The organism is Plantactinospora sp. KBS50, from assembly GCF_002285795.1.
GTDB lineage: Bacteria > Actinomycetota > Actinomycetes > Mycobacteriales > Micromonosporaceae > KBS50.
This window is the reverse complement of record NZ_CP022961.1, coordinates 5,134,603-5,161,470: the sequence shown is the minus strand read 5'-3', so window position 1 is coordinate 5,161,470 and position 26,868 is coordinate 5,134,603. Positions and strand designations below refer to the sequence as shown.

General features: G+C 74.3%; 21 protein-coding genes and 1 pseudogene. 17 read left to right on the top strand and 5 right to left on the bottom strand.

All coding sequences use genetic code 11. The features are described from left to right. Positions 1-59 precede the first annotated feature (59 nt). Positions 60-1,604, bottom strand: a complete 1,545-nt coding sequence (locus CIK06_RS31590; protein WP_232533794.1) for a hypothetical protein — start codon at positions 1,602-1,604, stop codon at positions 60-62. 99 nt (positions 1,605-1,703) lie between these two features. On the opposite strand from CIK06_RS31590, the gene CIK06_RS22175 reads away from it, so the two are divergent. The 8 genes from CIK06_RS22175 to CIK06_RS22140 all read left to right on the top strand — a co-directional run bounded on the left by CIK06_RS22175 (position 1,704) and on the right by CIK06_RS22140 (position 11,599). Continuing rightward, positions 1,704-3,719, top strand: a complete 2,016-nt coding sequence (locus tag CIK06_RS22175) for a TIGR03960 family B12-binding radical SAM protein (protein ID WP_095568041.1) — start codon at positions 1,704-1,706, stop codon at positions 3,717-3,719. Between the two features lie 79 nt (positions 3,720-3,798). Further along, positions 3,799-4,533, top strand: coding sequence for a TIGR03936 family radical SAM-associated protein (locus tag CIK06_RS22170; protein ID WP_095566429.1), 735 nt, complete (start codon positions 3,799-3,801; stop codon positions 4,531-4,533). Between the two features lie 136 nt (positions 4,534-4,669). Then, positions 4,670-7,939, top strand: coding sequence for an Rne/Rng family ribonuclease (locus CIK06_RS22165; RefSeq protein WP_095566428.1), 3,270 nt, complete (start codon positions 4,670-4,672; stop codon positions 7,937-7,939). A gap of 146 nt (positions 7,940-8,085) precedes the next feature. Continuing rightward, positions 8,086-8,625: a hypothetical protein gene (locus CIK06_RS22160; RefSeq protein WP_095566427.1), complete on the top strand. Its 540-nt coding sequence runs from the start codon at positions 8,086-8,088 to the stop codon at positions 8,623-8,625. Between the two features lie 184 nt (positions 8,626-8,809). Next, positions 8,810-9,124, top strand: a complete 315-nt coding sequence (gene rplU, locus CIK06_RS22155) for a 50S ribosomal protein L21 (protein ID WP_095566426.1) — start codon at positions 8,810-8,812, stop codon at positions 9,122-9,124. A 12-nt stretch (positions 9,125-9,136) separates the two neighbouring features. Beyond that, a complete protein-coding gene (rpmA, locus tag CIK06_RS22150; RefSeq protein WP_095566425.1) occupies positions 9,137-9,397 on the top strand; it encodes a 50S ribosomal protein L27 in 261 nt (86 codons plus the stop codon). Positions 9,398-9,512: 115 nt separating this feature from the next. Beyond that, complete coding sequence (gene obgE, locus CIK06_RS22145) at positions 9,513-11,045, top strand: GTPase ObgE (protein WP_095566424.1); 1,533 nt, start codon at positions 9,513-9,515, stop codon at positions 11,043-11,045. Between the two features lie 104 nt (positions 11,046-11,149). After that, entirely contained in the window at positions 11,150-11,599 is a 450-nt protein-coding gene (locus tag CIK06_RS22140) for a GNAT family N-acetyltransferase (protein ID WP_095566423.1), read from the top strand. Between the two features lie 103 nt (positions 11,600-11,702). Here the strand turns inward: CIK06_RS22140 and CIK06_RS22135 are convergent, their stop codons facing one another. The 3 genes from CIK06_RS22135 to CIK06_RS22125 all read right to left on the bottom strand — a co-directional run bounded on the left by CIK06_RS22135 (position 11,703) and on the right by CIK06_RS22125 (position 14,867). After that, positions 11,703-13,352, bottom strand: a complete 1,650-nt coding sequence (locus tag CIK06_RS22135; protein ID WP_095566422.1) for a DHA2 family efflux MFS transporter permease subunit — start codon at positions 13,350-13,352, stop codon at positions 11,703-11,705. Between the two features lie 99 nt (positions 13,353-13,451). Continuing rightward, positions 13,452-14,459, bottom strand: a complete 1,008-nt coding sequence (gene trpS, locus CIK06_RS22130; RefSeq protein ID WP_095566421.1) for a tryptophan--tRNA ligase — start codon at positions 14,457-14,459, stop codon at positions 13,452-13,454. A 189-nt stretch (positions 14,460-14,648) separates the two neighbouring features. Next, complete coding sequence (locus CIK06_RS22125; RefSeq protein ID WP_095566420.1) at positions 14,649-14,867, bottom strand: DUF397 domain-containing protein; 219 nt, start codon at positions 14,865-14,867, stop codon at positions 14,649-14,651. 66 nt (positions 14,868-14,933) lie between these two features. Between CIK06_RS22125 and pepN the strand changes: the two genes are divergently transcribed. The 9 genes and pseudogenes from pepN to CIK06_RS22080 all read left to right on the top strand — a co-directional run bounded on the left by pepN (position 14,934) and on the right by CIK06_RS22080 (position 26,451). Next, positions 14,934-17,573 (top strand): aminopeptidase N, encoded by a 2,640-nt coding sequence (gene pepN, locus CIK06_RS22120; RefSeq protein WP_095566419.1) that lies wholly within the window; start codon positions 14,934-14,936, stop codon positions 17,571-17,573. 189 nt (positions 17,574-17,762) lie between these two features. Further along, positions 17,763-18,362 (top strand): nicotinate-nucleotide adenylyltransferase, encoded by a 600-nt coding sequence (gene nadD, locus CIK06_RS22115; protein ID WP_095566418.1) that lies wholly within the window; start codon positions 17,763-17,765, stop codon positions 18,360-18,362. A gap of 97 nt (positions 18,363-18,459) precedes the next feature. Further along, the gene (rsfS, locus tag CIK06_RS22110) at positions 18,460-18,867 is read left to right on the top strand and encodes a ribosome silencing factor (RefSeq protein ID WP_095568040.1); all 408 of its coding nucleotides are present in this window, start codon (positions 18,460-18,462) and stop codon (positions 18,865-18,867) included. Further along, entirely contained in the window at positions 18,864-19,493 is a 630-nt protein-coding gene (locus CIK06_RS22105) for a histidine phosphatase family protein (RefSeq protein ID WP_095566417.1), read from the top strand. The genes rsfS and CIK06_RS22105 overlap by 4 nt, the downstream gene beginning before the upstream one ends. A gap of 89 nt (positions 19,494-19,582) precedes the next feature. After that, positions 19,583-20,449 (top strand): DegV family protein, encoded by an 867-nt coding sequence (locus tag CIK06_RS22100; protein ID WP_095566416.1) that lies wholly within the window; start codon positions 19,583-19,585, stop codon positions 20,447-20,449. 742 nt (positions 20,450-21,191) lie between these two features. Beyond that, complete coding sequence (locus tag CIK06_RS22095; RefSeq protein WP_369916245.1) at positions 21,192-21,992, top strand: helix-hairpin-helix domain-containing protein; 801 nt, start codon at positions 21,192-21,194, stop codon at positions 21,990-21,992. A 440-nt stretch (positions 21,993-22,432) separates the two neighbouring features. Then, positions 22,433-24,706: pseudogene (locus CIK06_RS22090) on the top strand (ComEC/Rec2 family competence protein); the annotation flags it as partial. A 105-nt stretch (positions 24,707-24,811) separates the two neighbouring features. Then, positions 24,812-25,819 (top strand): DNA polymerase III subunit delta, encoded by a 1,008-nt coding sequence (holA, locus tag CIK06_RS22085; protein WP_095566415.1) that lies wholly within the window; start codon positions 24,812-24,814, stop codon positions 25,817-25,819. Positions 25,820-25,821: 2 nt separating this feature from the next. Continuing rightward, on the top strand, positions 25,822-26,451 hold the full coding sequence (locus CIK06_RS22080; RefSeq protein WP_198347969.1) for a hypothetical protein: 630 nt from the start codon (positions 25,822-25,824) through the stop codon (positions 26,449-26,451). Between the two features lie 37 nt (positions 26,452-26,488). Here CIK06_RS22080 and rpsT read toward each other — a convergent pair whose 3' ends face one another. Beyond that, on the bottom strand, positions 26,489-26,755 hold the full coding sequence (gene rpsT / locus CIK06_RS22075; protein WP_095566414.1) for a 30S ribosomal protein S20: 267 nt from the start codon (positions 26,753-26,755) through the stop codon (positions 26,489-26,491). Positions 26,756-26,868: the final 113 nt, after the last annotated feature.

Genomic DNA, 26,868 nt, shown 5'->3' with positions numbered 1-26,868 from the left:
CGCGGCGTACCCGCGGTGTGCTCGCGGTGTGCTCGGCCCTCGGCGTACCCGTGGTGTGCTCAGCCCCGGGTGACGATCGCCGCCCGCAGCCGGTCCAGCAGGTCGGCGCTGTCCGGCACGGACCGCCCGGTGAACAGGCCGGTGCCCAGGCTCCCGTGATCGGCCCAGGTGCACAGCACGACGCTGGTGCCGCCGACCCGACCGACGCCGCACCGGCGGTACTCGCCGCGCTGGTCGGTCGGCACGACCGTGATCTCGGTCAGCCCGTAGGTGTCGGTCAGCCGGTTCACCTCGGCCACGACGTCCTGGTCGGGGTTGAACCGGAACCCGGTGGCACCGAAGACGGTGACCAGCTTGCCGCCGGGCGCCGAGTACACCCCCGCGAAGGTCTGCTCGGCGAACGTGTGCGCCAGCCGCATGTCCTGTTCGAGCCGCTGGCTGGCCCGCCGGCTCGCCGCGTCGTCGCGCAGGGTCAGGTCCGCCACCTGCCCGGGTAGCGCGGCGGTGGCCGGATACTGCTGCCAGAGCGGCCGGCCGAAGTAGCCGGGGCAGGCGCAGCAGCAGGCGACCAGCACCAGCAGCACCCAGGGCCAGCGGCGTCGACGGCGTACCGGCACCGGGACGTACCCGGCGGGCGGTCGCCACCCGGGCGGCGGCGTGGGCGGGTTGGCCGCGGCCGCGCGCCGCCGGTCCCGCCGGCGCTGCCGGGGTGGTGCGGGCCGGGCCGGGCCGGGATGTGCCGGTACGGGCGGCGCCGGTGCGCCCGGACCGCCGCCGGTCCCGGGGTACGGCACCGGCAGGTACTGCGGCCCGGTGGGCAGATATGCCGGCGGGCCGGACCGTACCGCGGGCCAGCGCGGATCGGCCGGGGATGCCGGCGGTGCCCCCGGTGCCCCCGGAAGCGGCGCCCCCGGTGCGTCCGGCGGCGCGACCGGGTACGGGCGGGTCGCCGGCGGCGGCCCGAACTCCGGTGGCCCGAACTCCACAGGCCAGGGTTCCGGCTGCCCCGCGTACGGGTCGGCGTCCGCCCACGGATCCACCGGCTCGCGGTTCTCCAGCTCGGCGCGCTCGTCCGCGGGCAGGTCCAGCGTGGGGTCCAGCGGCTTGGCCGGCGGGCCGCCGATGTGCTCGCTGGCCAGCCAGCGGCGGCGCCGGGGGGTCGGCGGGGGCACCGATGCCGAGCCGGTCCAGCGCGGCGGCACGACCTCGGTGGAGGCGTCGCCGGGTCCGTCCCCGCCGCCGGTCTCGCTGCCGGTCTCGATGCCGTCGGTCTCGATACGGTCGTTCTGACCTCCGTCGTTCTGACCGCCGTCGATCTCACCGCCGTCGGTCCCACCGACGTCGGTCCCATCGGCGGTGTCCGGGGCGGTGTCCGGGCGCCCGGCGCCGTCCGGTGTGGTCCCGTCGGCGTCGGCGTCGGCGTCGGCGTCGGCGTCGGTCGGCGCGTCCGGCTTGGCCGGGCGCCGCTCGGCCGCCGACCCGGGTTGCCCGGGATCGGAACCGGGCTGGTCGGCTTCGGAACCGGGCTGGTCGGGCGCGGGCGCGAGCTGCTCGGGTCCGGGCGCGGGCATCGGCTCACCCCCGCCCCGGTGCGGCTCCGGCATCGCGGAAATCTCCTCTCGGCGACCTACGAGGTTAGTACCGGGCGGCCAGCCGCACCCACCGGCCAGTTGATCATGAAGCGGCGCGTACCCTTGGGCATCATGAGCGTCGCACCCGCCGCCGCCGGACTCACCGCGGCCAACTCCGTCTGGCCCCAGCTTGAGCCGCTGCTTCCGCAGGTCAGCAAGCCGATCCAGTACGTCGGTGGCGAGCTGGGTGCGGTGGTGAAGGACTGGTCGGCCGCAACGGTGCGCTGGGCGTTGATGTATCCCGACGCGTACGAGGTCGGCCTGCCCAACCAGGGCGTCCAGATCCTCTACGAGGTGCTCAACGAGCTGCCCGACGTGCTGGCCGAGCGGACGTACGCGGTCTGGCCGGACCTGGAACGGCTGATGCGGGCGCACGGGGTGCCGCAGTTCACGGTCGACGCGCACCGGCCGGTCGGGGACTTCGACCTGTTCGGCGTCTCGTTCGCCACCGAGCTGGGCTACACGAACCTGCTCACCGCGATCGACCTGGCCGGCATCCCGCTGCTGGCCGCCGACCGTGACGACCGGCACCCGGTGCTGATCGCCGGCGGGCATGCTGCGTTCAACCCCGAGCCGATCGCCGACTTCGTCGACGCCGCGGTGCTGGGCGACGGCGAGGAAGCCGTCCTGGAGATCACCGACATCGTCCGGGCCTGGAAGGCCGAGGGCTCGCCGGGCGGCCGGGACGAGCTGCTGCTGCGGCTGGCCCGCACCGAGAGCGTCTACGTGCCGCGCTTCTACGACGTGGACTACCTGCCGGACGGCCGGATCCGCCGGGTGGTGCCGAACCGCCCGGACGTGCCGTTCCGGGTGCACAAGCGCACCACCATGGACCTGGACGCCTGGCCGTACCCGCGCAAGCCGCTGGTGCCGCTGGCCGAGACCGTGCACGAGCGGTACGCCGTGGAGATCTTCCGCGGGTGCACCCGGGGCTGCCGGTTCTGCCAGGCCGGCATGATCACCCGGCCGGTCCGGGAGCGGTCGATCACCACCGTCGGGCAGATGGTGGCCGACGGGCTGGAGTTCTCCGGCTTCTCCGAGGTGGGTCTGCTGTCGCTCTCCTCGGCCGACCACAGCGAGATCGGCGACATGTGTTCCGGGCTGGCCGAGCAGTACGCCGGCACCAACGTGTCGCTGTCGCTGCCCTCGACCCGGGTGGACGCGTTCAACATCGACCTGGCCCAGGAACTGTCCCGCAACGGTCGGCGGACCGGGCTGACCTTCGCGCCCGAGGGCGGCTCCGAGCGGATCCGCAAGGTCATCAACAAGATGGTGTCCAAGGAAGACCTGATCCGCACCGTCGTCACGGCGTACACGAACGGGTGGCGGCAGGTGAAGCTCTACTTCATGTGCGGCCTGCCCACCGAGACGGACGAGGACGTCCTGGAGATCGCGGAGATGGCGCACGAGGTGATCCGGGCCGGCCGCGCGGCGACCGGCAGCAGGGACATCCGCTGCACCGTGTCCATCGGCGGGTTCGTGCCGAAGCCGCACACCCCGTTCCAGTGGGCCAGCATGGACCGGCCCGAGACGATCGACCACCGGCTCAAGCTGCTCAAGCAGGCCATCAACAGCGACCGCTCGCTGGGCCGGGCCATCGGCTTCCGCTACCACGACGGCGAGCCGTCGCTGATCGAGGGACTGCTGTCCCGGGGCGACCGCCGGGTCGGCGCGGTGATCCGGCGGGTGTGGGAGAACGGCGGCCGGTTCGACGGCTGGAGCGAGCACTTCTCGTACCAGCGCTGGGTGGACGCGGCCGCCGAGGCGCTGCCCCGGGCCGGCGACGAGTGCGGAGCCGGCCAGCGGTACACGGCCGCGGTGGACCTCGACTGGTTCACCGCCCGGGAGCGCGAGGAACTGGAGGTCCTTCCCTGGGACCACCTGGACTCCGGGCTCGACAAGGAGTGGCTCTGGCAGGACTGGCAGGACGCGCTGAGCGAGTACGAGCAGGACGACTGCCGGTGGACGCCCTGCTTCGACTGCGGTGTCTGCCCGAGCATGGACACCGAGATCCAGATCGGCCCGACCGGCCGGAAACTGCTGCCGCTGACCCCGGTGGGCGGTAACGGCATGCGCGTCCCGTCCTGACCCGCGCCGTCCCCGGGCCACATCGGAAGGAGCCACCATCAGTAGCAAGCGTCAGCCGGAGGGCGGCCAGGCGCCGGTCGTGCAGCGGATCCGGATCCGGTACGCCAAGCGCGGGCCGCTCCGGTTCACGTCGCACCGCGACTTCGCCCGAGCCTTCGAGCGCGCGTTGCGCCGCGCCGGCGTACCCATCGCGTTCTCCCAGGGCTTCACCCCGCACCCCAAGATCTCGTACGCCAGCGCGGCGCCGACCGGGGTGGCCAGCGAGGCCGAGTACCTGGAGATCGGGTTGCAGGCGGCGGTCGACCCGGCCGCGTTGCGCGCGGCCCTGGACGCGGCCCTCTCGCCCGGCCTGGACGTGCTGGATGCGGTCGTGGCCGGACCGGGCAGTCTGGCCGAGCGGATCCAGGCGTCGCGGTGGCGGGTGGAACTGCCGGGCGTCTCGCCCGACACCCTGCGTGTCGCGGTCGACAAATTCCGTACCGCGCAGGAGGTTCCTGTCGAACGGCTCACCAAGCAGGGACGGCGGACGTTCGACACGCGCAGCGCGGTGATAAGCATCGATGTGATCGACGAGAACGAGACTCCTTCCGAGGTCACGGGCGTACCGTGTGCGATACTTGGGCTGGTGGTACGGCAGGTCACACCTACCGTGCGACCCGATGACGTCCTGTCCGGCCTCCGCGTGGTGGCCGACCTGGAGCCGCTGGCGCCGCCCCGTGCGACCCGGCTGGCGCAGGGCACGTTGACCGCGCAGGCCGAGATCGTGGATCCGTTGGACGCGGACCGCGACGGGGCAGCCATCGCTGAACACTGACCCACCGTGGTCAGTGCCCAGGTAGCCAGACTTCGGTGGTCCCGTGCATCTGGACGGCGCCGCCGGAACAACTTTGCGGCGACCCTGCGTGGCAGCGCTCACCCGCGCCCGGGGAAGCCAGAACTGGAGACGTCCCATGCTCGACAACGAGCCAGCGGGCGGTGAACGGTCCGGCGACGAGCCGACCGGAACCGCGAACTCCGGCGCCGAGGGCGGCGCCGCGAACTCCGGCGCCGAGACCGGCGCCGTGGACCTGGGCGCCGTGACCGGCGCTGCGGAGATCGGCGTCGCGGACATCGGCGCCGCCGACGGCGCCGGGCAGTCCGGTGCCGGGCCGATCGAGGGCATACCGACCGGCGACGAGGTCCCGCCCGCGCCGGTCCGACGCGCCCGGACCACCCGCCGGCGCAGCGCCACCCGGGCGACCGAACCGATCCAGCAGGAGACGCCGATCGAGGCGTCCACCGGGACCGGTACGGCCGGCGGGGAGGCACCCGCGGGCGAGGTGTTCGCCCCCACCGCCGGTGAGCAGGATCCGCCGGCGACCACCCGCCGCCGGCGCAAGGCGACCACCGCCCGCAAGGCGCCGGCGACCGAGCCGGCGGCCGAGCCGCAGACCCCGGCCGGAGTGACCGCGGACGCGCCCGGCCCGGTCGCCGTGCCGGAGTCTCCGGCCGGGCAGCCCACCGGCCCGGCGGCGTCCACCGCCGCACCGGCGGAGGCCGACGAGCCGGCCGAGGCCGCCGGCGCACAGACCACGGACGCGGCGCAGACCACCGAGGCAACCCAGACCCCGGAGGCGCCGCAGACCACCGAGGCGCCGCAGACCACCGAGGCGCCGCAGACCACCGAGGCGCCGCAGACCACCGAGGCGCCGCAGACCACCGAGGCGCCGCAGACCACCGAGGCGCCGCAGGCCGCCAAGGCGACCCGCAGCCGCCGGCGCAAGGCCGTACCCCCGGTCGAGGTTCCGACCGCGGACGCCGAACCGGCGGACGCCACCGGTACGGCGGAGGTCCTGCCGGCCAGCGAGGCGCCGGCCGAGGTCGCCGCCGCTCCGGGTGGTTCCGGCGACGCCGACCAGGCCGTCGAGCCGGTCGCCGAGCGGACCGGGCGGCGCCGGCGTTCCGCGCTGTCCCCGCCCGCCGTGCTGTTCATGGCGCCCGAGCCGGAGACCCCGCAGCCCGCTCCCGTCGAGGCGCCCGAGCCGGTGGCCGCGGCCGCCGAGCCGGCCGCCGAGGAACCGGCCGAGGGCGCCGAGTCGGGCCGGCGTCGCCGCCGGCGCGCCCGCGCGACCGAGCCCGCGGAGACCGCGGTGGAGGAGCCGGTCGCGCAGGAGCCGGCCGAGGGTGAAGACGAGGATGAGGACGAGGACGAGGAAGCCGCCGGTCGCCGCCGGCGCCGGCGCGGCCGGCGGGGCCGCGGCCGGGGCAAGGGCCCGAGCGACGAACTGACCGAGGAGACCGATGAGCCGGCAGCGGCCGACGGCGGTCCCGAGGCCGACGAGGAGGCGCCCGAGGCGGACGGCGGCGAGGGGCTGACCCGCCGCCGGCGGCGCCGGCGGCGCAAGGGAGCCGGGGACAGCGACGGCGGCGCCGAGGACGGCGTGCCGACGGTCGTCAAGATCCGGGAGCCCCGCAAGGCCGTCGACGAGGTGCAGGGCGTTTCCGGGTCGACCCGGCTGGAGGCCAAGCGGCAGCGCCGCCGGGACGGTCGCGAGCAGCGCCGGACCCGGCCGCCGATCCTGAGCGAGTCGGAGTTCCTGGCCCGGCGCGAGGCGGTGGACCGGGTCATGGTGGTACGCCAGCGCGGCGACCGCACCCAGATCGCGGTGCTGGAGGACGGCGTGCTGGTCGAGCACTACGTCAGCCGCAGTTCCTCCGGGACGATGGCCGGCAACGTGTACCTCGGCAAGGTCCAGAACGTGCTGCCGAGCATGGAGGCGGCGTTCGTCGACGTCGGCCGGGGCCGCAACGCCGTGCTGTACGCCGGCGAGGTGAACTGGGACACCACGGGTCTGGAGGGCCGGGCGCGCTCCATCGAGCAGGCGCTCAAGTCCGGCGACTCGGTGCTGGTGCAGGTCACCAAGGATCCGATCGGGCACAAGGGCGCGCGGCTGACCAGCCACATCGCGCTCTCCGGCCGGCACCTGGTGTACGTGCCGCACGGCAACGCCTCGGGGATCAGCCGCAAGCTTCCGGACACCGAGCGGAAGCGGCTGCGGGACATCCTCAAGAAGCTGGTTCCCGAGGGCGCCGGGGTGATCGTGCGGACCGCGGCCGAGGGTGCCAGCGAGGACGAACTGGCCCGGGACATCAAGCGGTTGCAGTCGCAGTGGGAGGACATCCAGGCCAAGGCCGCCTCCGGTGGCGCCCCGGTGCTGCTGTCCGAGGAGCCGGACCTGGTGATCCGGGTGGTCCGGGACCTGTTCAACGAGGACTTCCGGGACCTGGTGGTCGAGGGCGAGTCCGCGTACGCGATGGTGGAGTCGTACCTGGGCCAGGTCTCGCCGGACCTGGTGGCGCGGCTGCGCCGGCACACCGGCACGAACGACGTGTTCGCCGAGCACCGGATCGACGAGCAGATCCTCAAGGGCCTGGACCGCAAGGTCTTCCTGCCCTCCGGCGGTCACCTGGTGATCGACCGCACCGAGGCGATGACCGTGGTGGACGTCAACACCGGCAAGTACACCGGGGCCGGCGGCAACCTGGAGGAAACGGTCACCCGCAACAACCTGGAGGCGGCCGAGGAGATCGTCCGCCAGCTGCGGCTGCGGGACCTCGGCGGCATCATCGTGATCGACTTCATCGACATGGTGCTGGAGTCGAACCGGGAGCTGGTGCTGCGCCGGCTGACCGAGTGCCTCGGCCGGGACCGCACCAAGCACCAGGTCACCGAGATCACCTCGCTGGGCCTGGTGCAGATGACCCGCAAGCGGATCGGTGCCGGGCTGCTGGAGGCGTTCAGCGAGACCTGTGACTGCTGCAAGGGCCGCGGTCTGATCATCCACACCGAGCCGGTGCCCGAGAAGGGCCGTTCGGGCGGGGGCGACAAGGTCAAGGCGGTCGCCTCGGCCGGAACCCCGGCGCCGGCCGCGGAGAGCGGATCGGGCGGCGGGCGCCGCCGGGGTCGCCGCGGCGCGGCGGCCGAGCCGGCGACCACGGTCACCGAGGTCGAGGTCGTCGAGGAGGACGACACGATGGGCTACGACCTGTCCCGGTACGAGAACGCGGCGGCCGAGGCGCCGGCGATCGAGGACGTCCGGGAGGCCGAGCCGATGCGGCTGGCCGGCGCGGACGACCCCGACGGGCTGGACGGGTCGGACACCGGGGAACCGGGCGACGGCGGGGGCGTCGGTCGGCGCCGGTCGCGCCGCGGCGGCACCCGACGGCGTACCCGGCCCTGACGGCCGGCTCTGACGGCTGGCTCTGACGACCGCCCGGGGTCCGCCCCGGGCGGGTTCGGCGGTGACCGCTTAGGCTGGCCCGAGCCGTCCCGCCGGCCCCGGCCGTTCCGCGCCGGGTCGGCCAGCCTCACCCCTGGGAGCCTCCGATGCGACGCCTTCCGGCCACCGCCGCCGCGGCGGTGGCGCTGCTGATCGCCACCGCCGGCTGTTCGGGCGGCGCCGACCCGGTCGCGGCGCCGACCGGCGCCGCCGGGTCGTCGGCCGCCGGCAGCCCGGGCGCGGGTACGTCCGGCACGCCCGGCACCCCTGGTGGCACGCCGACCCCGGGCGGTGCCGAGGTGACCGCCACCGCGGGCGGCAACGCCGGCGACGTCTGCGCGGCGGCCGTCGAGACCAGTTCCGAGGCCGCGGTGACCTTCGTGAACGAGCTGTCCAGCCAACTGCAGGCCAGCAGCACGGGCGACACGAAGACGGCGGAGACGGCCAAGCGGAACGCCCAGGCCGCGCTGGACCGCTGGGCCGACGGGATCCGGAAGCAGGCGCAGCGGGCGACCGATCCGCAGTTGCGGGCGGCGCTGACCGACGTGAGCGCGGAGATCGCCACCATCGAACCGGACGTGCAGAGCCTCGACCAGAGCAAGCTCGACCAGCTCCAGCAGCGGGTGGACGCGCTCTGCGGCAGCTGAGCGCCCCGGGACCCGTTCCGGTGGTCGTGCCGGCCCCGGTTTGGGGGCGGGGCCGGGCATGGCGTACGCTTGCCTGCGGCGTACCTGCGTGCGCCGAGTTGTCGCGTGCCCGCAGCCGCATCCCGCGGCGAGTCGCCGCGAGCAGCTTTTCCCAGCAGCCTCAACGACAGGGAGTCCGCGTCCGATGTACGCGATCGTCAAGACCGGCGGCAAGCAGTACAAGGTCGCCGAGGGCGACGTGATCGAGGTCGAGAAGCTCGTCGGCCAGCCCGGCGACGCGGTGACGCTGACCGCGGTCCTCCTCGTCGATGGTGAAGACCTGGTGACCGATGCGGCCAAGCTCGCCGACGTCTCGGTGTCCGGCGAGATCGCCGCGCACACCAAGGGCCCGAAGATCCGGATCCACAAGTTCAAGAACAAGACCGGCTACCACAAGCGTCAGGGTCACCGCCAGCCGCTGACCAAGATCAAGGTGACCGGCATCTCCAGCGGAAAGTAAGGTCGTTCTCAGATGGCTCACAAAAAGGGTGCGTCCAGCTCGCGTAACGGCCGGGACTCCGCGGCGCAGCGGCTCGGCGTGAAGCGGTTCGGTGGCCAGGTCGTCAGCGCCGGCGAGATCATCGTCCGGCAGCGTGGCACCAAGTTCCACCCCGGCGAGCTCGTCGGCCGCGGTAACGACGACACGCTCTTCGCGCTGGCCGCGGGAGCGGTGCAGTTCGGCAGCAGGCGCGGTCGCAAGATCGTCAGCATCGTGCCGGCGGCACAGCAGTAGCACATCGTCGAAGCGGGCCGCGGGACCACGGTGTCCCCGGCCCGCTTCGCTGTCTCCGGGGCGGATCCCCGGATTCGCCTGCGGCGGCACCATCCGCCGCTGAGAGGATTGCGTCGTGGCGACGTTCGTTGACCGGGTCGTCCTGCACCTGCGGGCCGGCGACGGCGGGCACGGCTGTGTCTCGATCCACCGGGAGAAGTTCAAGCCGTTCGGCGGCCCCGACGGGGGCAACGGCGGACACGGCGGCGGCATCTCCCTCGTGGTCGACCCCCAGGTACACACGCTGCTGGACTTCCACTTCCGGCCGCACGTGCGGGCCGCCGGGGGCAAGGGCGGCGCCGGCTCCAACCGGGACGGCGCCAACGGCACCGACCTGGTGCTCAAGGTGCCCGACGGGACGGTGGTGAGCACGCTCGACGGGACGGTGCTGGCCGACCTGGTCGGCGCCGGGACCACGTTCGAGGCGGCCCGCGGCGGCCGGGGCGGCCGGGGCAACGCGGCGCTGGCCAACTCCCGGCGCAAGGCGCCCGGCTTCGCCGAACTGGGCGAGCCGGGCGACCAGCTGGACGTGGTGCTGGAACTCAAGAGCGTGGCGGACGTCGGGCTGGTCGGGTTCCCGTCCGCCGGCAAGTCCTCGCTGATCTCGGTGCTCTCCGCGGCGAAGCCGAAGATCGCCGACTACCCGTTCACCACCCTCGTACCGAACCTGGGCGTCGTCCGGGTCGACGACCACACGTTCACCGTCGCCGACGTACCCGGGCTGATTCCCGGCGCCGCCACCGGCAAGGGGCTGGGCCTGGAGTTCCTCCGGCACATCGAACGGTGCGCGGTTCTCGTGCACGTGGTGGACGCGGCCACCCTGGAACCGGGCCGGGACCCGCTCGGCGACATCGACGCGATCGAGACGGAACTGGCCGCGTACGGCGGGCTGGCCGATCGACCCCGGCTGGTGGTGCTGAACAAGGTGGACGTGCCCGACGGCCGGGACCTGGCCGACATCGTCCGGTCGGACGTCGAGGAACGCGGCTATCCGGTGTTCGAGGTGTCGGCGGCCACCCGGGAGGGGCTGCGCGAGCTGACGTACGCGATGGCCGAACTGGTCGAACAGGCCCGCGCGGCGGCCCCGGCGGCGGAACCCACCCGGATCGTGCTGCGGCCGCCGGCCGTGGACGACGCCGGCTTCACGGTGGAGGCCGTCGACGACGGCTACCTGGTGCGCGGCCCCCGACCCGAGCGGTGGGTCCGGCAGACCAACTTCGACAACGAGGAGGCCGTGGGCTACCTGGCCGACCGGCTCGCCCGGCTCGGCGTCGAGGAGGCGCTGGCCAAGGCCGGCGCCGAGCCCGGCGACCTGGTCCGGATCGGCGAGCGGGAGTTCGACTGGCACCCGACGGTGCTGGCCGAGTTCGTGCCCACCGTGCGCGGCACCGACGAGCGCATGGCGGACCGGTCCACCCGGGCCACCGCCGCGCAGCGGCTGGCGGCCCGCAAGGCCCGCCGGCGCCGCCCGGACGACGAGGTCGAGACCGGCGACGGTACGGCCGCCGCGGTGACCGCCGGGGACGGTGTGACCGGCGGGGACGGGACCGGCGACGGCGCGGCCGAGGGGAGCGGGGACCGCGACGGCGCGGCCGGCGGCGCCGGCTGACGGCCGCGGTCCGCCGTATCCGTTCAGGACCGGGTCGGAAGCCGCTGGCGCGGCGTCCATGATCGCGTTACCCGGCGGAAATGCCCGGTCACTACCGTAAAGGTGTGCTGATCGAGCCGCGGCCCGCCTCCGATCCGGCGCTGGTGGCCCTGGTGACGGCCCAGCAACGCGAGTTGCGGGACGCCGACGGAGGGCTCGACGGCCAGGTCTTCGACGTCCACCCGAACATCCGGTTCCTGGTCGGACTGCACAACGGGCTGGCGGTGACCTGCGGGGCGATCCAGGCGCTCGACGCCCGCACCGCGGAGATCAAGCGGATGTACGTCCGGCCGGCCTTCCGCGGTCAGGGCCTGGCCCGGCAGCTGCTGACCGCCCTGGAGGAGCTGGCGCTCTGGCACGGCCACACCGAGGTACGGCTGGAGACCGCCACCTACCTGCCGGCCGCGATCGGGCTCTACAGCTCGGCCGGGTACGCCCGGATACCCGTCTACGGCGAGTACGTCAGCAACCCGTACAGCGTCTGCTTCCGCAAGCGGCTGCCCGTCCCGGCCTAGGCCGCGGTTCTCCGGCCGGCCGCGTCCCGGCCCAGGGCGCGGTTCCCCGGCCGGCCGCGTCCCGGCCCAGGGCGCGGTTGCCCGGCCGGCCGGGCTTCGCCGCTCAGACGTGCGCGTCCACCGGCTCGGGGGTCGGCGGCGCCGACTCGGTCGCCCCGGTGGAGCGGCGGGCGACGAACACGCAGCAGAGTGCGGCCAGGGCGAGGACGGCCAGCGGCAGCACCAGGCTGTGCCGCATGGCCGTGGTGAACGCCTGGCGGAACGTGTGGGCGGCCACCTCGCCGATCACCTGCCGGGCCTGCTCCGGCAGGTCCGGCGGCAGCTCCACGCCGGACTGGCCGGCGCCGATCTCCAGGTTGCCGCCGCTGGCGTTGCTGAAGCCGTCGACGAACTGGTCGCGGAACTGCGGCGGCAGCGCCCCGGCGTTCGCCCGGGCGGTGCTGCGCAACTGGTCGGCGAGCTGCACCTGGAGCAGGGCACCGACCGCGGCCGAGCCGATCACCGCGCCGAGCTGCCGGGCCGTGTTGATGAACCCGGAGGCGGCGCCGGCCATCTGCGGTGCCACGTTGCGCATGGCGATGGTCTGCAACGGCGCGAAGGTCAGGCCCAGGCCGAAGCCGGCCACGATGATGCCGGGCAGCACGTGCCAGCGCCCGGAGTCGGCGTGGGCCAGCCAGACCACCAGCCCCATGCCGACCGACCAGAGGCTGAGCCCGAGGAACAGGACCCACTTGCCGCCGGTGCGGTCGGCGAGCCGGCCGGCGAGCGGGGCGACGCACATCGAGATCAGCGACATCGGCGCGGTGGTGAGACCGGCCTGCAACGCGGTCAGTCCGAGCACCGACTGGAGATAGATCACCAGCGGCAGGAACAGGCCGAGCATGCCGAACGCGATGGCCGCGCTCACGACGTTCATCAGCGAGTAGTTGCGGTCCGCGAAGATCGCGAACGGCACCAGCGGTTCGCGGTCCCGGCCGGCGTACTGCTGGAACATGAAGACGGCCAGCACCACGACGCCGGCGGCGATCACCTCGAAGATGGTGACCGGTCCCCACACCCGGCCCCAGTCGTGCGGCTCGCCCTCGATCAACCCGTACGTGACCAGGAAGAGTCCCACGGTGGCCAGCGCCGTTCCGGTCCAGTCCAGCCGGTGCCGGCGGTTGAGCTTGATGTCCGGCATCACGATCGCGGCCAGCACCACGGCGATGATGCCGATCGGCAGGTTGACGAAGAAGATGTACTCCCAGCCCCAGTCCGTGACCAGGTAACCGCCGAGGGTCGGCCCGGCGACCGTGGCCACGCCCGCGACGGCGCCCCACAGGCCGAACGCGGCGCCCCGCTTCTCCGCCGGGAAGATCATGGTGATCACGGACAGGGTCTGCGGGGTGAGCAGCGCGCCGCCGACCCCCTGCACCACCCGGGCGATGATGAGCTGCTCGGGGTTGCGGGCGAAGCCGCACACCGCCGAGGCGACGGTGAAGACGATCAGACCCAGGATGAACAGCCGCTTCGGCCCGTACAGGTCGCCGAGCCGGCCGGCAGTGATCAGCAGTACGGCGTAGACCAGCACGTAGGAGTTGAGCACCCAGAGGATCTGGTCCAGGGATGCGGACAGGCTGGTGCTCATGTCCGGGATCGCGATGTTCACGATCGTCGTGTCCAGCAGGATCATGAAGAAGCCGAGGCAGAGCACGGAGAGCACCAGCCAGGGGCTGTGCGGCTTCCGGTCCGCCCGCTCGGCCGCTTCGCTCATGGGTCGCTCCTCGTCGTCGGCTCGCAGCGCACGCTCGATCTGGACGATAGACCCGGGCGCGGTCCGGACTCAAAACCGTCCCGCGCTCCGGCGGTCCGCTCAGTCGAGCAGGCCGATCGCCGCCCGGGCCGCCCGGACCGTGTCCGCGGTGGCCGCCCGCGCCCGTTCGGCTCCCGCCCGCAGCAGGCCGTGCACGTGGGCGGGGTCGCGGCTCAGCTCGGCGTACCTGGCCTGGATAGGCGTCACCCGGGCCAGCACGGCGTCCACCACGGCGGCCTTGAGCCGCCCGTACGAGTCGAACTCCGTGGCCAGGTCGGCGGGGGACCGGCCCGCGCAGGCCGCGAGGATCTCCAGCAGGTTCGCCACCCCCGGCCGGTGCACCGGGTCGTACGCCACAGTGGTCCCCGAGTCGGTGACCGCCCGCAGCACCTTGCGGCGCAGCACGTCCGGCGGGTCGAGCAGGAACAGCGTGCCCGCGCCCGAGCCGGCCGACTTGCTCATCTTCGACGTCGGGTCGGCGAGGTCCATCACCCGGGCCGCGGCGCTCGGGTGCACCGCCACCGGCACCGGGAAGGTGTCGCCGTACCGCTGGTTGAACCGGATCGCGAGGTCCCGGGCCAGCTCGACGTGCTGGTCCTGGTCGTCGCCGACCGGTACCTCGCGGATGCGGTGCAGCAGGATGTCCGCGGCCATCAGCACCGGGTAGGTGAGCAGGCTGAGCCGCACCTGCCGCTGCCGGGCCGACTTCTCCCGGTACTGGATCATGCGTTGGGCCTCGCCCACCCCGGTCACGCACTCCAGCAGGTAGTGCAGTTCGGTGTGTGCCGGCACCTGGGACTGCGGATAGAGCAGCGTGACCTCCGGGTCCACCCCGGCGGCGAGCAGCAGCGTCGCCTGTTCCAGGGTGTTCGCCCGGACCCGCGCCGGGTCGTGCCGCACGGTCATGGCGTGCAGATCGGCCAGGAAGACCACGGTGTCGTGGTCGTACTGGCCGGCGGCGATGGGCGCCATCGCGCCGAGCAGGTTGCCGACGTGCAGGTGGCCGCTCGGGGTCAGGCCGGTGATCCGGCGCAGCCGGGAACGGGCGTCGAGGGCGGGTGCGGTCATCGCGGGCTCCGGTGGTGTCCGGGGCCGCCGGCACCGGGCGGACGCGGTACGCGAAACGGCCGCCCGGTGCGTCGGGCGGCCGTCTGGGGTATCGGGTGTGCGGAATGCGCGGGGCCGCCCGTCAGGGCGCCCGCCACAGGCCGGTGCTGGTCATCCGCACGCCACCACGATAGCAGTGCGGGCGGCCGGTCATTCGAGGTCGAACTCGCCGTCCTGGGCGCCCGCCACGAACGCGTCCCACTCCGCCTGGGTGAAGACCAGCACCGGCCCGTCCGGGTCGGCCGAGTTCCGCATGCCGATCAGGTCGTCGACGAAGGCCACCTCGACGGCCTCCTCCGCCGGGTCGCCGTCGGCGCGCTGCCAGACGGCGCGGGACAGGTCGAAATCGCCCTTGGGGTGCTGCGGCATTGGGGCCTCCATCACGCGGTCGGTTCCGTGGGCGGGAACCGGGTCTCCATCGTGCAGGATAGGCGGATGCCGAGCCTCACCCGCGTCGAAGCAGCCCAGCGCGCCGCGACACTGTCCGTGGAGTCGTACGAGATCGACCTGGATTTGACCGCGGCGGGCGATACCTTCGCCTCGGTGGTCACGATCCAGTTCCGGGCCTCCGCCGGTGCCGAGACGTTCGTCGAGGTCAAGCCCGTCGAACTGCAAGGGGTACGGCTCAACGGCGTCGAGCTGGATCCGGCGGCGCTGGCCGGAAACCGGTACCCGCTGACCGGGCTGGCCGAGCGGAACACGCTCACCGTGGGCGCCGTGATGGCGTACACCAACACGGGGCAGGGGCTGCACCGGGTGCTCGACCCGGCGGACGGCGCCACGTACCTGTACGCCACGTCCTTTCTGGACGACGCGCAACGGATCTTCGCGGCCTTCGACCAGCCCGACCTCAAGGCGCCGGTGACGCTGCGGGTCGCCGCGCCGCCGGACTGGCTGGTCGCCGCGAACGGCGCGGTCGCGGCCCGACCCGGCCCGGGCCGCTGGGAGTTCGCCCGGACCGAGCCGCTGGCCACCTATTTCGTCTCGCTGATCGCCGGTTCCTACCACGTACGGCGCGACGAGCACGACGGCGTGCCGCTGGCGCTGTACTGCCGGCGGTCGCTGGCCGAGCACCTCGACGCGGACGCCGAGGAGATCTTCACGGTCACCCGGCAGTGCCTCGACGAGTTCCACCGGCTGTTCGGGGTGCGCTACCCGTTCGGCAAGTACGACCAGGCGTTCGTGCCGGAGTTCAACGAGGGCGCGATGGAGAATCCGGGCCTGGTGACCATCCGGGACGACTACGTCTTCCGGTCGGCGGTCACGGACAGCGACCGCGAGCAGCGGGCCACCACGATCTCGCACGAGATGGCGCACATGTGGTTCGGCGACCTGGTCACCATGCGCTGGTGGGACGACCTGTGGCTGAACGAGTCGTTCGCCGAGTACCTGGGCACCCGGGTCACCGCCGAGGCCACCCGCTTCGACCGGGCCTGGGCGAAGTTCGCCATGCGGCGGAAAAACTGGGGGTACGCCGCCGACCAGCGCCCGTCCACCCATCCGGTCGCACCGGCCGACGTCGCCGACACCGCGCAGGCGCTTGTCAACTTCGACGGCATCTCGTACGCCAAGGGCGCCTCGGTGCTGCGGCAGCTCGTCGCGTGGGTGGGCGACGAGGCGTTCCTGGCCGGCCTGCGGGCGCACTTCGCGGCCCACCGGTTCGGCAACGCGACCCTGGCGGACCTGCTCGGCTCGCTCGACCGGGCGACCGGTGCCGGTGGGCCGGTGGATCCGGCCGACGACGGGCGGGACCTCGGCGCCTGGGCGGAGCCGTGGCTGCGCCGGGCCGGGGTCAACACGCTGCGCGTCGAGGCCACGCCGACGCCCGACGGCCGGTACGCCGAGGTCGCCGTGGTGCAGACCGCCCCGGCCGACCAGCCGGTGCTCCGCCCGCACCGGATCGCGCTGGGCCTCTACGACCCGGTCGAGCAGGACGGCCCGGTCGCGCACGACCCGGCCGAGCGTCCCGATCCGGTGCCCGGGGCGACCCGGCTGCGCCGGCGGGTGGAGGTCGACCTCGATCCGGCCGCGCCGGGCGGTCGTACCGTGGTCGCCGCGCTGGCCGGCGAGCCGGTGGCCCGGTTGCTGCTGCCCAACGACGGCGACCTGACCTTCGCGAAGGTCCGCCTCGACGCGGCCTCGGCGGCGGCCGTACCGCAGGTGCTGCCCACCCTGGCCGACCCGTTGGCCCGGGCGCTGGTCTGGTCCGCCGTGATGGACGCGGTGCGCGACGCCGAGCGGCCGGTGACCGATCTGGTGCCGCTGCTGTCGGTGACGCTGCCCGGCGAGACCGAGGTGGTGCTGGTGGAGGAGGTGTTCCAGCTGGCCCGCCCGCTGTTCGACCGCTACCTGGACCCGCCGGCCCGGCGGCGCGCGCTGGACACCGTGGCGGCGGCCTGGACCGCGGTCCTCGCCCCGGCCGGCGGCGGTGCCGGTGGGACCGGCGGTGCCGGTGGGCTTGACGGTGCGGTCGGGACCGGCGGGTCCACGCTGCTGGCCGCCGTGCACGGGCTGATCTGGGCGACGGCCGACAGTGGCCTGCTGCACGGCTGGCTGGCCGGCGACGGCCTGCCCGAAGGGCTGGTCCTGGACGCCGACCTGCGCTGGGCCCTGCTGGAGCGGCTGGTGGTGCTGGGCGCGGCCGACGAGACGCGGATCGCGGCCGAGTCGGCCCGGGACCGGACCGCCGCCGGCGAGCAGCGGGCGGCGTACTGCCGGGCCGCGCTGCCCGACGAGGCGGCCAAGGAACGCGCCTGGCGGCTGGTCGTGGCCGACACCGCGGCGTCGATGCGGGCGCTGACGGCCACCGCCACCGGCTTCTGGCATCCCGAACAGGTCGAGCTGACCAGCGGATACGTCGAGCGGTACTTCGCCGAGCTGCCGGCGATGGCCTCCTGCCGTACCCCGTGGGCGGCCGAGACGATCGCGCACAGCCTGTTTCCCCGGTACGCCGTGGCGCCGCGGACCCGGGAGCTGGCCGCGGACCTGCTGGCCGGGGCGGACCTGCCGCCGGGGGTCCGGCGGGCGGTGCTGGACGCCGACGACGACCTGCGCCGGGCGCTCGCCGCGCGCTGACCCCGGGGCTGGCGTCGCCGGCCGCCGGCCCTGGGGTTGGCGTCGCCGGGGTTGGCGTCGCCGGCCGCCGGCCCTGGGGTTGGCGTCGCCGGCTGCCGGCCCTGGGGTTGGCGTCGCCGGCTGCCGGCCCTGGGGCTGGCGTCGCCGGCCGCCGGCCCGGCGATGGCGTCGCCGGCCTACGATCAAGGAGTGGAGGAGGACATCCGGCGGGTCGGGATCATGGGCGGCACCTTCGACCCCATCCACAACGGGCACCTGGTGGCGGCGAGCGAGGTGGCCGACCGGTTCGGGCTGGACGAGGTGGTCTTCGTGCCCACCGGCCAGCCCTGGCAGAAGTCGGACGAATCGGTGACCCCGGCCGAGGACCGCTACCTGATGACCGTCATCGCCACCGCCTCCAACCCGGGCTTCCAGGTCAGCCGGGCGGACATCGACCGGGACGGACCCACCTACACGGTCGACACGCTGCGCGACATCCGCGCCGAGTACGGCCGCAAGGCGCAGTTGTTCTTCATCACCGGGGCGGACGCGCTGGAGAAGATCCTCTCGTGGAAGGACGCCGAGCGGATGTTCGAGCTGGCGCACTTCATCGGGGTGACCCGGCCCGGCTTCGAACTGTCCGCCGCGCACCTGCCGGCGGACGCGGTCAGCCTCGTCCAGGTGCCGGCCATGGCCATCTCCTCGACCGACTGCCGCGACCGGGTCGCCGCCGGCAAGCCGATCTGGTACCTGGTGCCGGAGGGTGTGGTGCAGTACATCGCCAAACGGCGGCTGTATCGGCGGTCATAGCGCCCACGAAGGCGATAACCGGAAGAAACTGGGAGGGCATCGGGCGCCGTCGTGTGAGAGGCTTGAAGCCACTCGTACGTCAGATCGAAGGAGAATGGTGGCAGTTCCCGAGCGCGCCCACGAGCTGGCCATGGCGGCCGCGCAGGCCGCCGCCGACAAGAAGGCCCAGGACATCGTCATCATCGACGTGGGCGACCGGCTGGCCATCACCGATGCCTTCATGATCGCCTCCGCGCCCAACGAGCGGCAGGTCGCCGCGATCGTGGACGCCATCGAGGAGGCCCTGGTCAACCTTCCCGAGAAGGCCAAGCCGGTCCAGCGCGAGGGCGAGCGGGCGGGCCGGTGGGTGCTGCTCGACTACGTCGACGTGGTGATCCACATCCAGCACACCGAGGAGCGCGAGTTCTACGCGCTCGACCGGCTGTGGAAGGACTGCCCGACCATCCCGTTCGTCGACCGCGACCTCGTCGACGCCGAGGCGGGGCCGGCGGTCCTGGCCGAATGACCCGGCTGATCCTCTGGCGGCACGGCAACACCGACTGGAACAACGGCAACCGCGTACAGGGGCAGACCGACGTCCCCCTCAACGACCTGGGCCGGGAACAGGCCGCCACGGCGGCCACCTGGCTGGCCGCGCTGCGCCCCGACCGCATCGTGGCCAGCGACCTGAGCCGGGCCTGGGAGACCGCCGCCGCGCTCGCCGCGCTCACCGGCCTCCCGGTGCACGCCGACGCCCGGCTGCGGGAACGGCACTTCGGCCGGTGGCAGGGACTGCTGCTGACCGAGGCCGCCGAGCGGCATCCGACCGAGTACGCGGCCTGGCGCTCCGGCGACCCGGACCCCGGCTGCGGGGTGGAGGCCCTCGACGACCTGAGCAAGCGGGTCGGTGCCGCGGTGCAGGACGCCGCCGACGACGTGCCGGGGGGCACGGTCGTACTGGCCACCCACGGCGGCGCGGCGCGGCAGGGCTGCGGCCAGATCCTCGGCTGGGGACCGGCGGTGCTCCGGTCGCTCGGCTCGCTGCAGAACTGCCACTGGACCGAGGTGCGCCACGACGCCACCCGGGGCTGGCAGCTGCGCGGGCACAACGTCGGCCCGCTCGACCAGCGACCCGCGCCGCCGGCAACCTGACCTGACCGGGGTCGGCTTCGGACGTACCGGCCGCCGGCCGCCGGCCGTGGCCGTGGCCGTGGTGGAGTCCGTCCGATACCGTTCCCGGAATGCGCGTCGCGGTCGTCACCGATTCCACCGCGTACCTTCCGGCGGAGCTGTCCCACCAGCTGACGGTGGTTCCGCTGACCGTGGTCATGAACGGCACGGCGGGGCGGGAGGGCATCGAGGTGTCGCCCGCGGACGTCGCCCAGGCCCTGTGCGAGCGCCGGGTCGCCGTCACCACCTCCCGGCCGGCTCCCGAGGAACTGGCCGGCACCTACCGGCAGTTGCTGGACGCCGGCGCCGACGGCGTGGTCTCGGTCCACCTGTCCGCGAAGCTGTCCGGCACCGTCGAGGCGGCCCGCCTCGCCGCGGCCGACCTCGACGGCCGGGTCGAGGTGGTGGACTCCCGATCCGCCGGCATGGGTCTCGGCTTCCCGGCGCTCGCGGCCGGTGCCGCCGCCGCCCGGGGCGCGGACCTCGCCGAGGTACGCCGGACCGCCGCTGCCGCCGCCGACCGCACGACCACCCTCTTCTACGTCGACACCCTGGAGTTCCTGCGCCGGGGCGGCCGGATCACCGCGGCGTCGGCGCTACTCGGCACGGCCCTGGCCGTCAAGCCCATCCTGCACGTGGCCGACGGTGCGCTGGCGCTGCGCGACCGGGTCCGGACCACCGGACGGGCGCTGGCCCGGCTCGTCGACCTGGCGGTGCAGGCCGCGGGAGACGCTCCGGTGGATGTGGCGGTGCACCACGTGGCCGCGCCCGAGCGGGCGACGGACCTGCTGGCCGCGCTGGTCGACCGGCTCGGCGACCAGATCTGCGACCGCTACCTGGCCGAGGCCGGCGCCGTGGTGGCGGCACACGCCGGACCCGGTCTCGCCTGCGTGGTGGTGCACCGCCGTGCACCGTCCGGCCCCACCGATCCCCGGTAGCGTCCGCCTGTCCCGCCCCGCGGCCCTCGGCCCGCCCCGCTGCTTTCCCGCCCCGCTGCTGTCCCGCCCCGCCCCGCGGGCCAAGGTCAACACAACTTCCGAGATCCAGGGGTGTCCGAGGGCCGCGGACCCCCAACTTCGCCGAAGTTGTGTTGACCTTGCAGCGCTGCGGCGCCCTGGTCGGTTCCCGGTCCGGGTGCCGAGCCCGCCGAGGGCGGTCCGTCGCTACGGCCGGCGGCGACATAGCAGATTCGACCTTGATCAGGCGGTTGTCCACAGCGGACGCCGTTATCCACAGTCGAGTCGCGCGGCCGCCCGGGGAGCCCGCCTCCCGCCTAGCGTCCGAACCATGTCCGAGGACGAGACGATGGTGCGGCGGCGGCTTCGGTCCGTCTTCGAGCCGCCCCCCGGCGGCGAACGGTCCGGTGTTCGGCCACCGGACGCTCCGTCGGTCGCACCGGCCGGGCCGGGTGCACGGGTCGGGCCGGGTGCACGGGTCGGCGGCGCCGCTGCGGCGCGTCGGTCTCGACCTGCCCGCGGCGGCGTGGTCGCGCCGTGGCCCGGCCTTCCGCAGCCGCGCTCCGACCAGCCGGGGGCCGATGTCGCTCCACCGGATGAGCCGGCGACCGCTACCCCGGGCCATCCATCCGGTCGGCGAAAGCCGATCGGCGACCCCTTCGGCCCGGGCGATCCCGAGACGTTCTGGGGCGCCGCGGGTGGACCGGTCGGCGGTGTGCGCGGTCTGCGCGACCGGGCGGCGGACGACCACGCTCTGACGGACGACCACGGCCTGACGGACGACCACGGCCCGGACAATGCCGCCGACCTGGACGGACCTCTGGGCGAGCCGCGGTTCGGGCGGCTGGGCGGCTCGGCGTTCGACCCGGGCCGGCGGGGCGTCCGGGCGCTCGCCGTGGTGGCCGTGGTGGTGCTCGGGGCCGCCGGGTTCTGGGCCTGGCGGTCGCGTCCCGACGTCGATCCGGTTCCGGTGCCACCGGTGGTCGCCACACCGCTTCCGGCGGCGGGAGCGAGCGCACCGGTGTCGACGGACGGCGGATCGGGAGCGGAGAGCGGCGCGGCCGGCTCCGACGCGGAGGTGGTGGTGGCGGTGGCCGGAAAGGTACGCCGTCCCGGGCTCGTGCGGCTTCCGCCCGGAGCGCGGCTGGCCGATGCGATCGAGGCCGCCGGGGGAGCACTGCCCGGGGTGGACGTGGCCCTGCTCAACCCGGCCCGCCGCCTCACCGACGGCGAACTGGTGGCCGTCGGGATCACCCCGCCGCCGGCCGTCGCCGGTCTGCCGGGCGCGGAACCGGCGGCGGCCGGCGGACCGGGTGGGGGCGGTGCGCCGGCCGGCGGCAAGGTCAACCTGAACACCGCCACCCTCGCCGAGCTGGACGCGTTGCCCGGGGTCGGTCCGGTGCTCGCCCAGCGCATCCTCGACCACCGGCAGCAGGGCCCGTACCGCTCGGTCAGCGACCTGCGGCAGGTGGACGGGATCGGCGAGTCACGGTACGAGGACCTGAAGGATCTGGTGACGGTGTGAGCGTCCGGGCGGACGGCGGGGGCACGACCGCGCGGGCGACCACCGGGTACGACCCGAAGCCGCGACCGCCGGATCTCCGGCTCGCCGGGCTGGCGGCGGCGACCTGGCTCTCGGCGTTGCTGGCCCTGCACAGCAGCGCCTCGACGGCCGTGGTGATCGCCGCCGCGGCCGGGATGCCGGCGGTCGCGCTGCTGACCGGACTTCCGATCCGGTCACGCCAGCCATCGCGCTCGCGTCTTCCGATCCGGTCACGCCTTCCGATCCGGCCTCGCCAACCAGCGTGCTCGCGTCTTCCGACCCGGTCACGCCTTTCGACCCGGTCACGCGTTCGTGTTCGGACCCGGTCATGCCGGCGGAGGCGTTCACGCCGGCCGGGGCGGTTGTCCGGTTGGCTCACGCAGCGGTCACCGCGCTGGAGAAACGTCGTTCGGGGTGGGCATCGGCACCGGTGGGCGGTGCTGGCGGTGCTGCTCGGGGTGGCCTGCGGTTCGGGGGCGACCGCCGCGCGGCTCGCGGTGCGCGACGCGCCGGCGCTGGTGCAGCCGGTCCGGGCCGGCGCCCGGGTGACGGCCGAACTCACCGTCCGGGACGATCCGCGGGCGTTGGCGGGATCGATCGGCCGCTCCGGCAGCTATCTGGTGCCGGCCCGGCTCGGCTGGCTGCGCGTCGAGGAGGGCCGCGGGACGCAGCCGGCGGCGCCCGCCGTCGCCGCCGACCGGGCGGGCGGCGGGCCACCGGGCGGCGCGGCCGATGCTCCCAACGCCACCTCGGACCGGATCGTGGCGCCGGTCCGGCTGATCGTGCTGGCCACCGACCCGGGGTGGCTGCGCCTGCTGCCCGGCCAGCGGATCCGGGCGCAGGGTCGCCTGCTGGCGCCGCGCGGCGGCGACCTGACCGGCGCCGTGCTGTCGGCCACGGGCGCGCCCGTGGCGCTCGGCGCGCCGTCCTGGCCGCAACGGGCCGCCGGTCGGCTGCGGGCCGGTCTCCAGGCCGCCTGCGCGCCGCTGCCCGACGACCCCGGTGGCCTGCTCCCCGGGCTGGTGGTGGGGGACACGAGTCGGCTGCCGGACCGGGTGGCGGAGGACTTCCGGGCCACCGGGATGACGCACCTGAATGCTGTTTCGGGCAGCAACGTGGCGATCGTGCTGGGTCTGGTGCTCGGGCTGGCCCGGTGGTGCCGGGCCGGCCCGTGGCTGGCGGCCGGGTCCTGCGGGCTGGCGCTTGTCGGCTTCGTGATCCTGGTCCGGCCGTCGCCGAGTGTGCTGCGTGCCGCCGCGATGGGCGCGGTGGCGCTGCTGGCCCTCGCCACCGGGCGGTCCAGGGCCGCGGTCCCGGCCCTGGCGGCCACCGTCACGGTGCTGGTGCTGGTCGATCCCGACCTGGCGGGTGATCCCGGCTTCACGTTGTCCACGATGGCCACCGGCGGCCTGCTGCTGATCGCCCCGGGATGGCGGGCCGGGTTGCGCCGTCGGGGCGTACCCGTGGGTCTCGCCGAGGCGGTCGCGGTGCCGGCGGCCGCACAGTTGGCCTGTTCACCCGTCATCGCCGGGCTGTCCGGGACGGTGAGCCTGGTGGCGGTGCCCGCCAACCTGCTGGTGGCTCCCGCCATCGCCCCCGCGACCGTGCTCGGGGTGACCGCCGCGGTGCTGTCCCCGGTCTGGGCCGGCGGCGCCGCGTTCGTGGCCTGGTTGGCGAGCTGGCCGGCGCGGTGGCTGGTCCTGGTGGCCCGGTACGGCGCGGAGCTGCCGGCCGGCACGCTGCCGTGGCCCGGCGGGGCGGCGGGCGCGCTGCTGCTCGCGGCGGTGTCCGCCGCGCTGCTGGTGGCCGCCCGCCGACCACTGGCCCGACGGGTGCTGGCCGTGGTCGTGGCCGCGGCGGTGGTGGGTGCGGTCCCGATCCGGGTCGCGGCGCCCGGCTGGCCGCCCCCGGGTTGGTTGCTGGTGGCCTGCGCGGTGGGCCAGGGCGACGCGCTCGTGCTGTCGGTGGCGCCCGGACAGGCGGTGGTGGTGGACACCGGGCCGGAGCCGGCCCCGGTCGACCGGTGCCTGCGCCGGCTGGCGGTCCGGACCGTGCCGCTGCTGTTGATCAGCCATTTCCACCTCGACCACGTGGGCGGCTTCGCGGGCGTGCTCCAGGGCCGGCGGGTCGGCACGGTGCTGGTGCCCGGGTGGAGCGAACCTGCCGCCGGATACCGGCTGGTCGTCGAAGCCGCCGCGGCGGCCGGCGTGCCCGTCGCGGTGGCCGGGCCGGCAGCCACGCTGCGGCTGGGCGCCGCCGAGTTGTCCGTCTCGGACCCGATGCCCCCGCTGCGCGGCACCCGGTCCGACCCGAACAACAACTCGCTGGTCCTGCGCGTCCGCACCGGCGGCCTGCGGCTGCTGCTGCCCGGCGACGCGGAGACCGAGGAACAGCGCCTGCTGATCGAGCACTGGTCGGCGGAGGAACTGCACGCCGACGTGTTGAAGGTGGCCCACCACGGATCCGCGTACCAGGATCCGGTGTTCCTCGACCGGATCACCCCGGCGGTGGCGCTGGTCTCGGTGGGCCGGGACAACGACTACGGTCATCCCAACCTCGCCGTGCTCGCCCGGCTGGCGCGGCACGGCGCGCGGGTGTTGCGCACGGACACCGACGGCGACCTGGCGGTGTCCGTGCGGGATGGCCGGCCCGCCGTCACGACCCGCGGCTGGCCGGCCGGAGAGAAGAAGCGATAGGAGCGAATTAAGAAAAATGCCTGGATTGACGCATGCTGCTGAGCGAGCCACTGTGGATGAGCTGACCAGGCCCGTTGTGCCGGCACCGCGTGCGAGTATGGCGCGGTGACCGGCACCGACCTTCCCACCGTGCTGCTTGTCCTCGGCGACGAGGAACTGCTCGCGACCCGCGCCGTGGCGGACGCGGTCGAGACGGCCCGCCGGTCGGACCCCGACGCCGACGTCCGGCACTACGCCGCCGGCGCGCTGACCCCCGGCGAGATCGCCGAGATGCTCAGCCCGTCCCTGTTCGGCGGTCGCCGGGTGCTCGTGCTGCGGTCCGGACAGGATGCCCGCAAGGATCTGGTGGCCGCGCTGCTGGCGTACGCCCGCAATCCGGACCCCGAGGTTCAGTTGGTGGTCGAACACGCCGGCGGGGCCAAGGGCAAGGCGTTCGCCGAAGGGCTGAAGGCCGCCGGAGCCACGGTCGTGCCGGCCGGGAAGCTGAAGGGCCATCGGGACCGGGTCGGCTTCGTCCGGGCCGAGATCCGCCGGGTCGGCGGGCGGTGCACCGACGAGGCGGCCGAGGCGCTGCTCGCGGCGGTCGGCAACGACCTGCGGGAACTGGCCGCGGCCTGCTCCCAGTTGGTGACCGACACCGACGGCAGGATCGATCCGGGCACGGTGGCGCGCTACTACCGGGGACGGGCCGAGGTGAGCGGGTTCACCGTCGCCGATGCCGCCATGGTCGGTGACGTACCGGGGGCGCTTGAGGCGTTGCGCTGGGCGCTGCACGTCGGCGTCGATCCGGTACCCATCGCCGACGCCCTCGCCGACGGGGTCCGCACGGTCGCCCGGGTCGCCTCGGCGGGCCGGGGCAGCCCGTACCAGTTGGCCAGCAGCCTCGGAATGCCGGCGTGGAAGATCGAACGCGCCCAGCGCCAGAGCCGCGGATGGACGCCGGAGGGGCTGGCCAGCGCGATGCACGCGACCGCGGAGTGCAACGCGGCCGTGAAGGGCGGAGCCGACGACCGGGAGTACGCGCTGGAACGGGCGGTCTTCGCGGTGGTCGGCGCCCGGTCCGGCGACGCCAGACCGGGTCTCTCCCGAGCGGGCGGCGGTATGGAGCGGTGAGCATGCGGGGAATGGAAGAGGAGTGGATGCCGTGGCAGCGGCCGGGCCGGATGGGCCTGGCGCTCTCCCGCGACCAGGAACGGGCGCGCCCGCTCTATGCGCGGGTCCTCGGCCTCCGGCACGTCGAACCCGGTGGGTTGCTCTGCTTCGCCTTCTTCGAGGGCACGATCATCCTGTCGCTGCTGCTCGCGCTCGCCGAACTGGTGAGCTGGTGGACCATCCTGGCCCTGCCGCTCGCCGTGGCCGCGATGGTGAAGCTGAACGACGAGGCGGCGTCCGCGCTCATGCGATCGGCCGCCCGGGTGCCCGAACGGGAGCGCGAACTGTTCCGCCAGCAGATGACCCTGGCCGTGGGGCGGGCCGCCGTCCCGCCGGCCCCGCTGGGCGGCGCGACCGCTCTCGACCAGACGGCCATCGTCCCGGGATTGCCGCTGGGCGCCGGGGACGCGCCCGGCCAGCGGGCGGCACTTCCCGGCCTGCAGGTCGGTGCCCTCGCGGACCCGGCGGGCGGGTCGGCCGCCGCCGCGGACCCGGCGGGCGGGTCGGCCGCCGTCGCGGATCCACCGGCCCGGGAGCTGCCGGCCGCCGTCCGGCACATCGTCGACCAACGACAATCACCCCCGGCACCCTGAGGGTGATCGGGGGTGGGTCGGCGCGGACGCTGATCCGTCAGGCGGAGAGCTTGTCCAGGCGCTTGGCGATCGACGACTTGCGGTTCGCCGCCTGGTTGGCGTGGATCACACCCTTGCTGACGGCCTTGTCCAGCTGCCGGGAGGCGGCGCGCATCAGCGCGGTGGCCTTCTCGGCGTCGCCAGCCTCGCTCGCCTCGTGGAACTTGCGGATGGCGGTCTTCAGCGACGACTTGACCGACTTGTTCCGCAGCCGGCGCTTCTCGTTCTGCCGGTTGCGCTTGATCTGGGACTTGATGTTCGCCACGCGACAGCCTCGTCCTGGTTGCTCGATTGGTCTGGTTACGCCGCGCGGGAGGACATCGCCGGAACGGCGACGTCTCGTCCGGACGCGCGAAGAGTCAGGTTACCAGGTGGGCC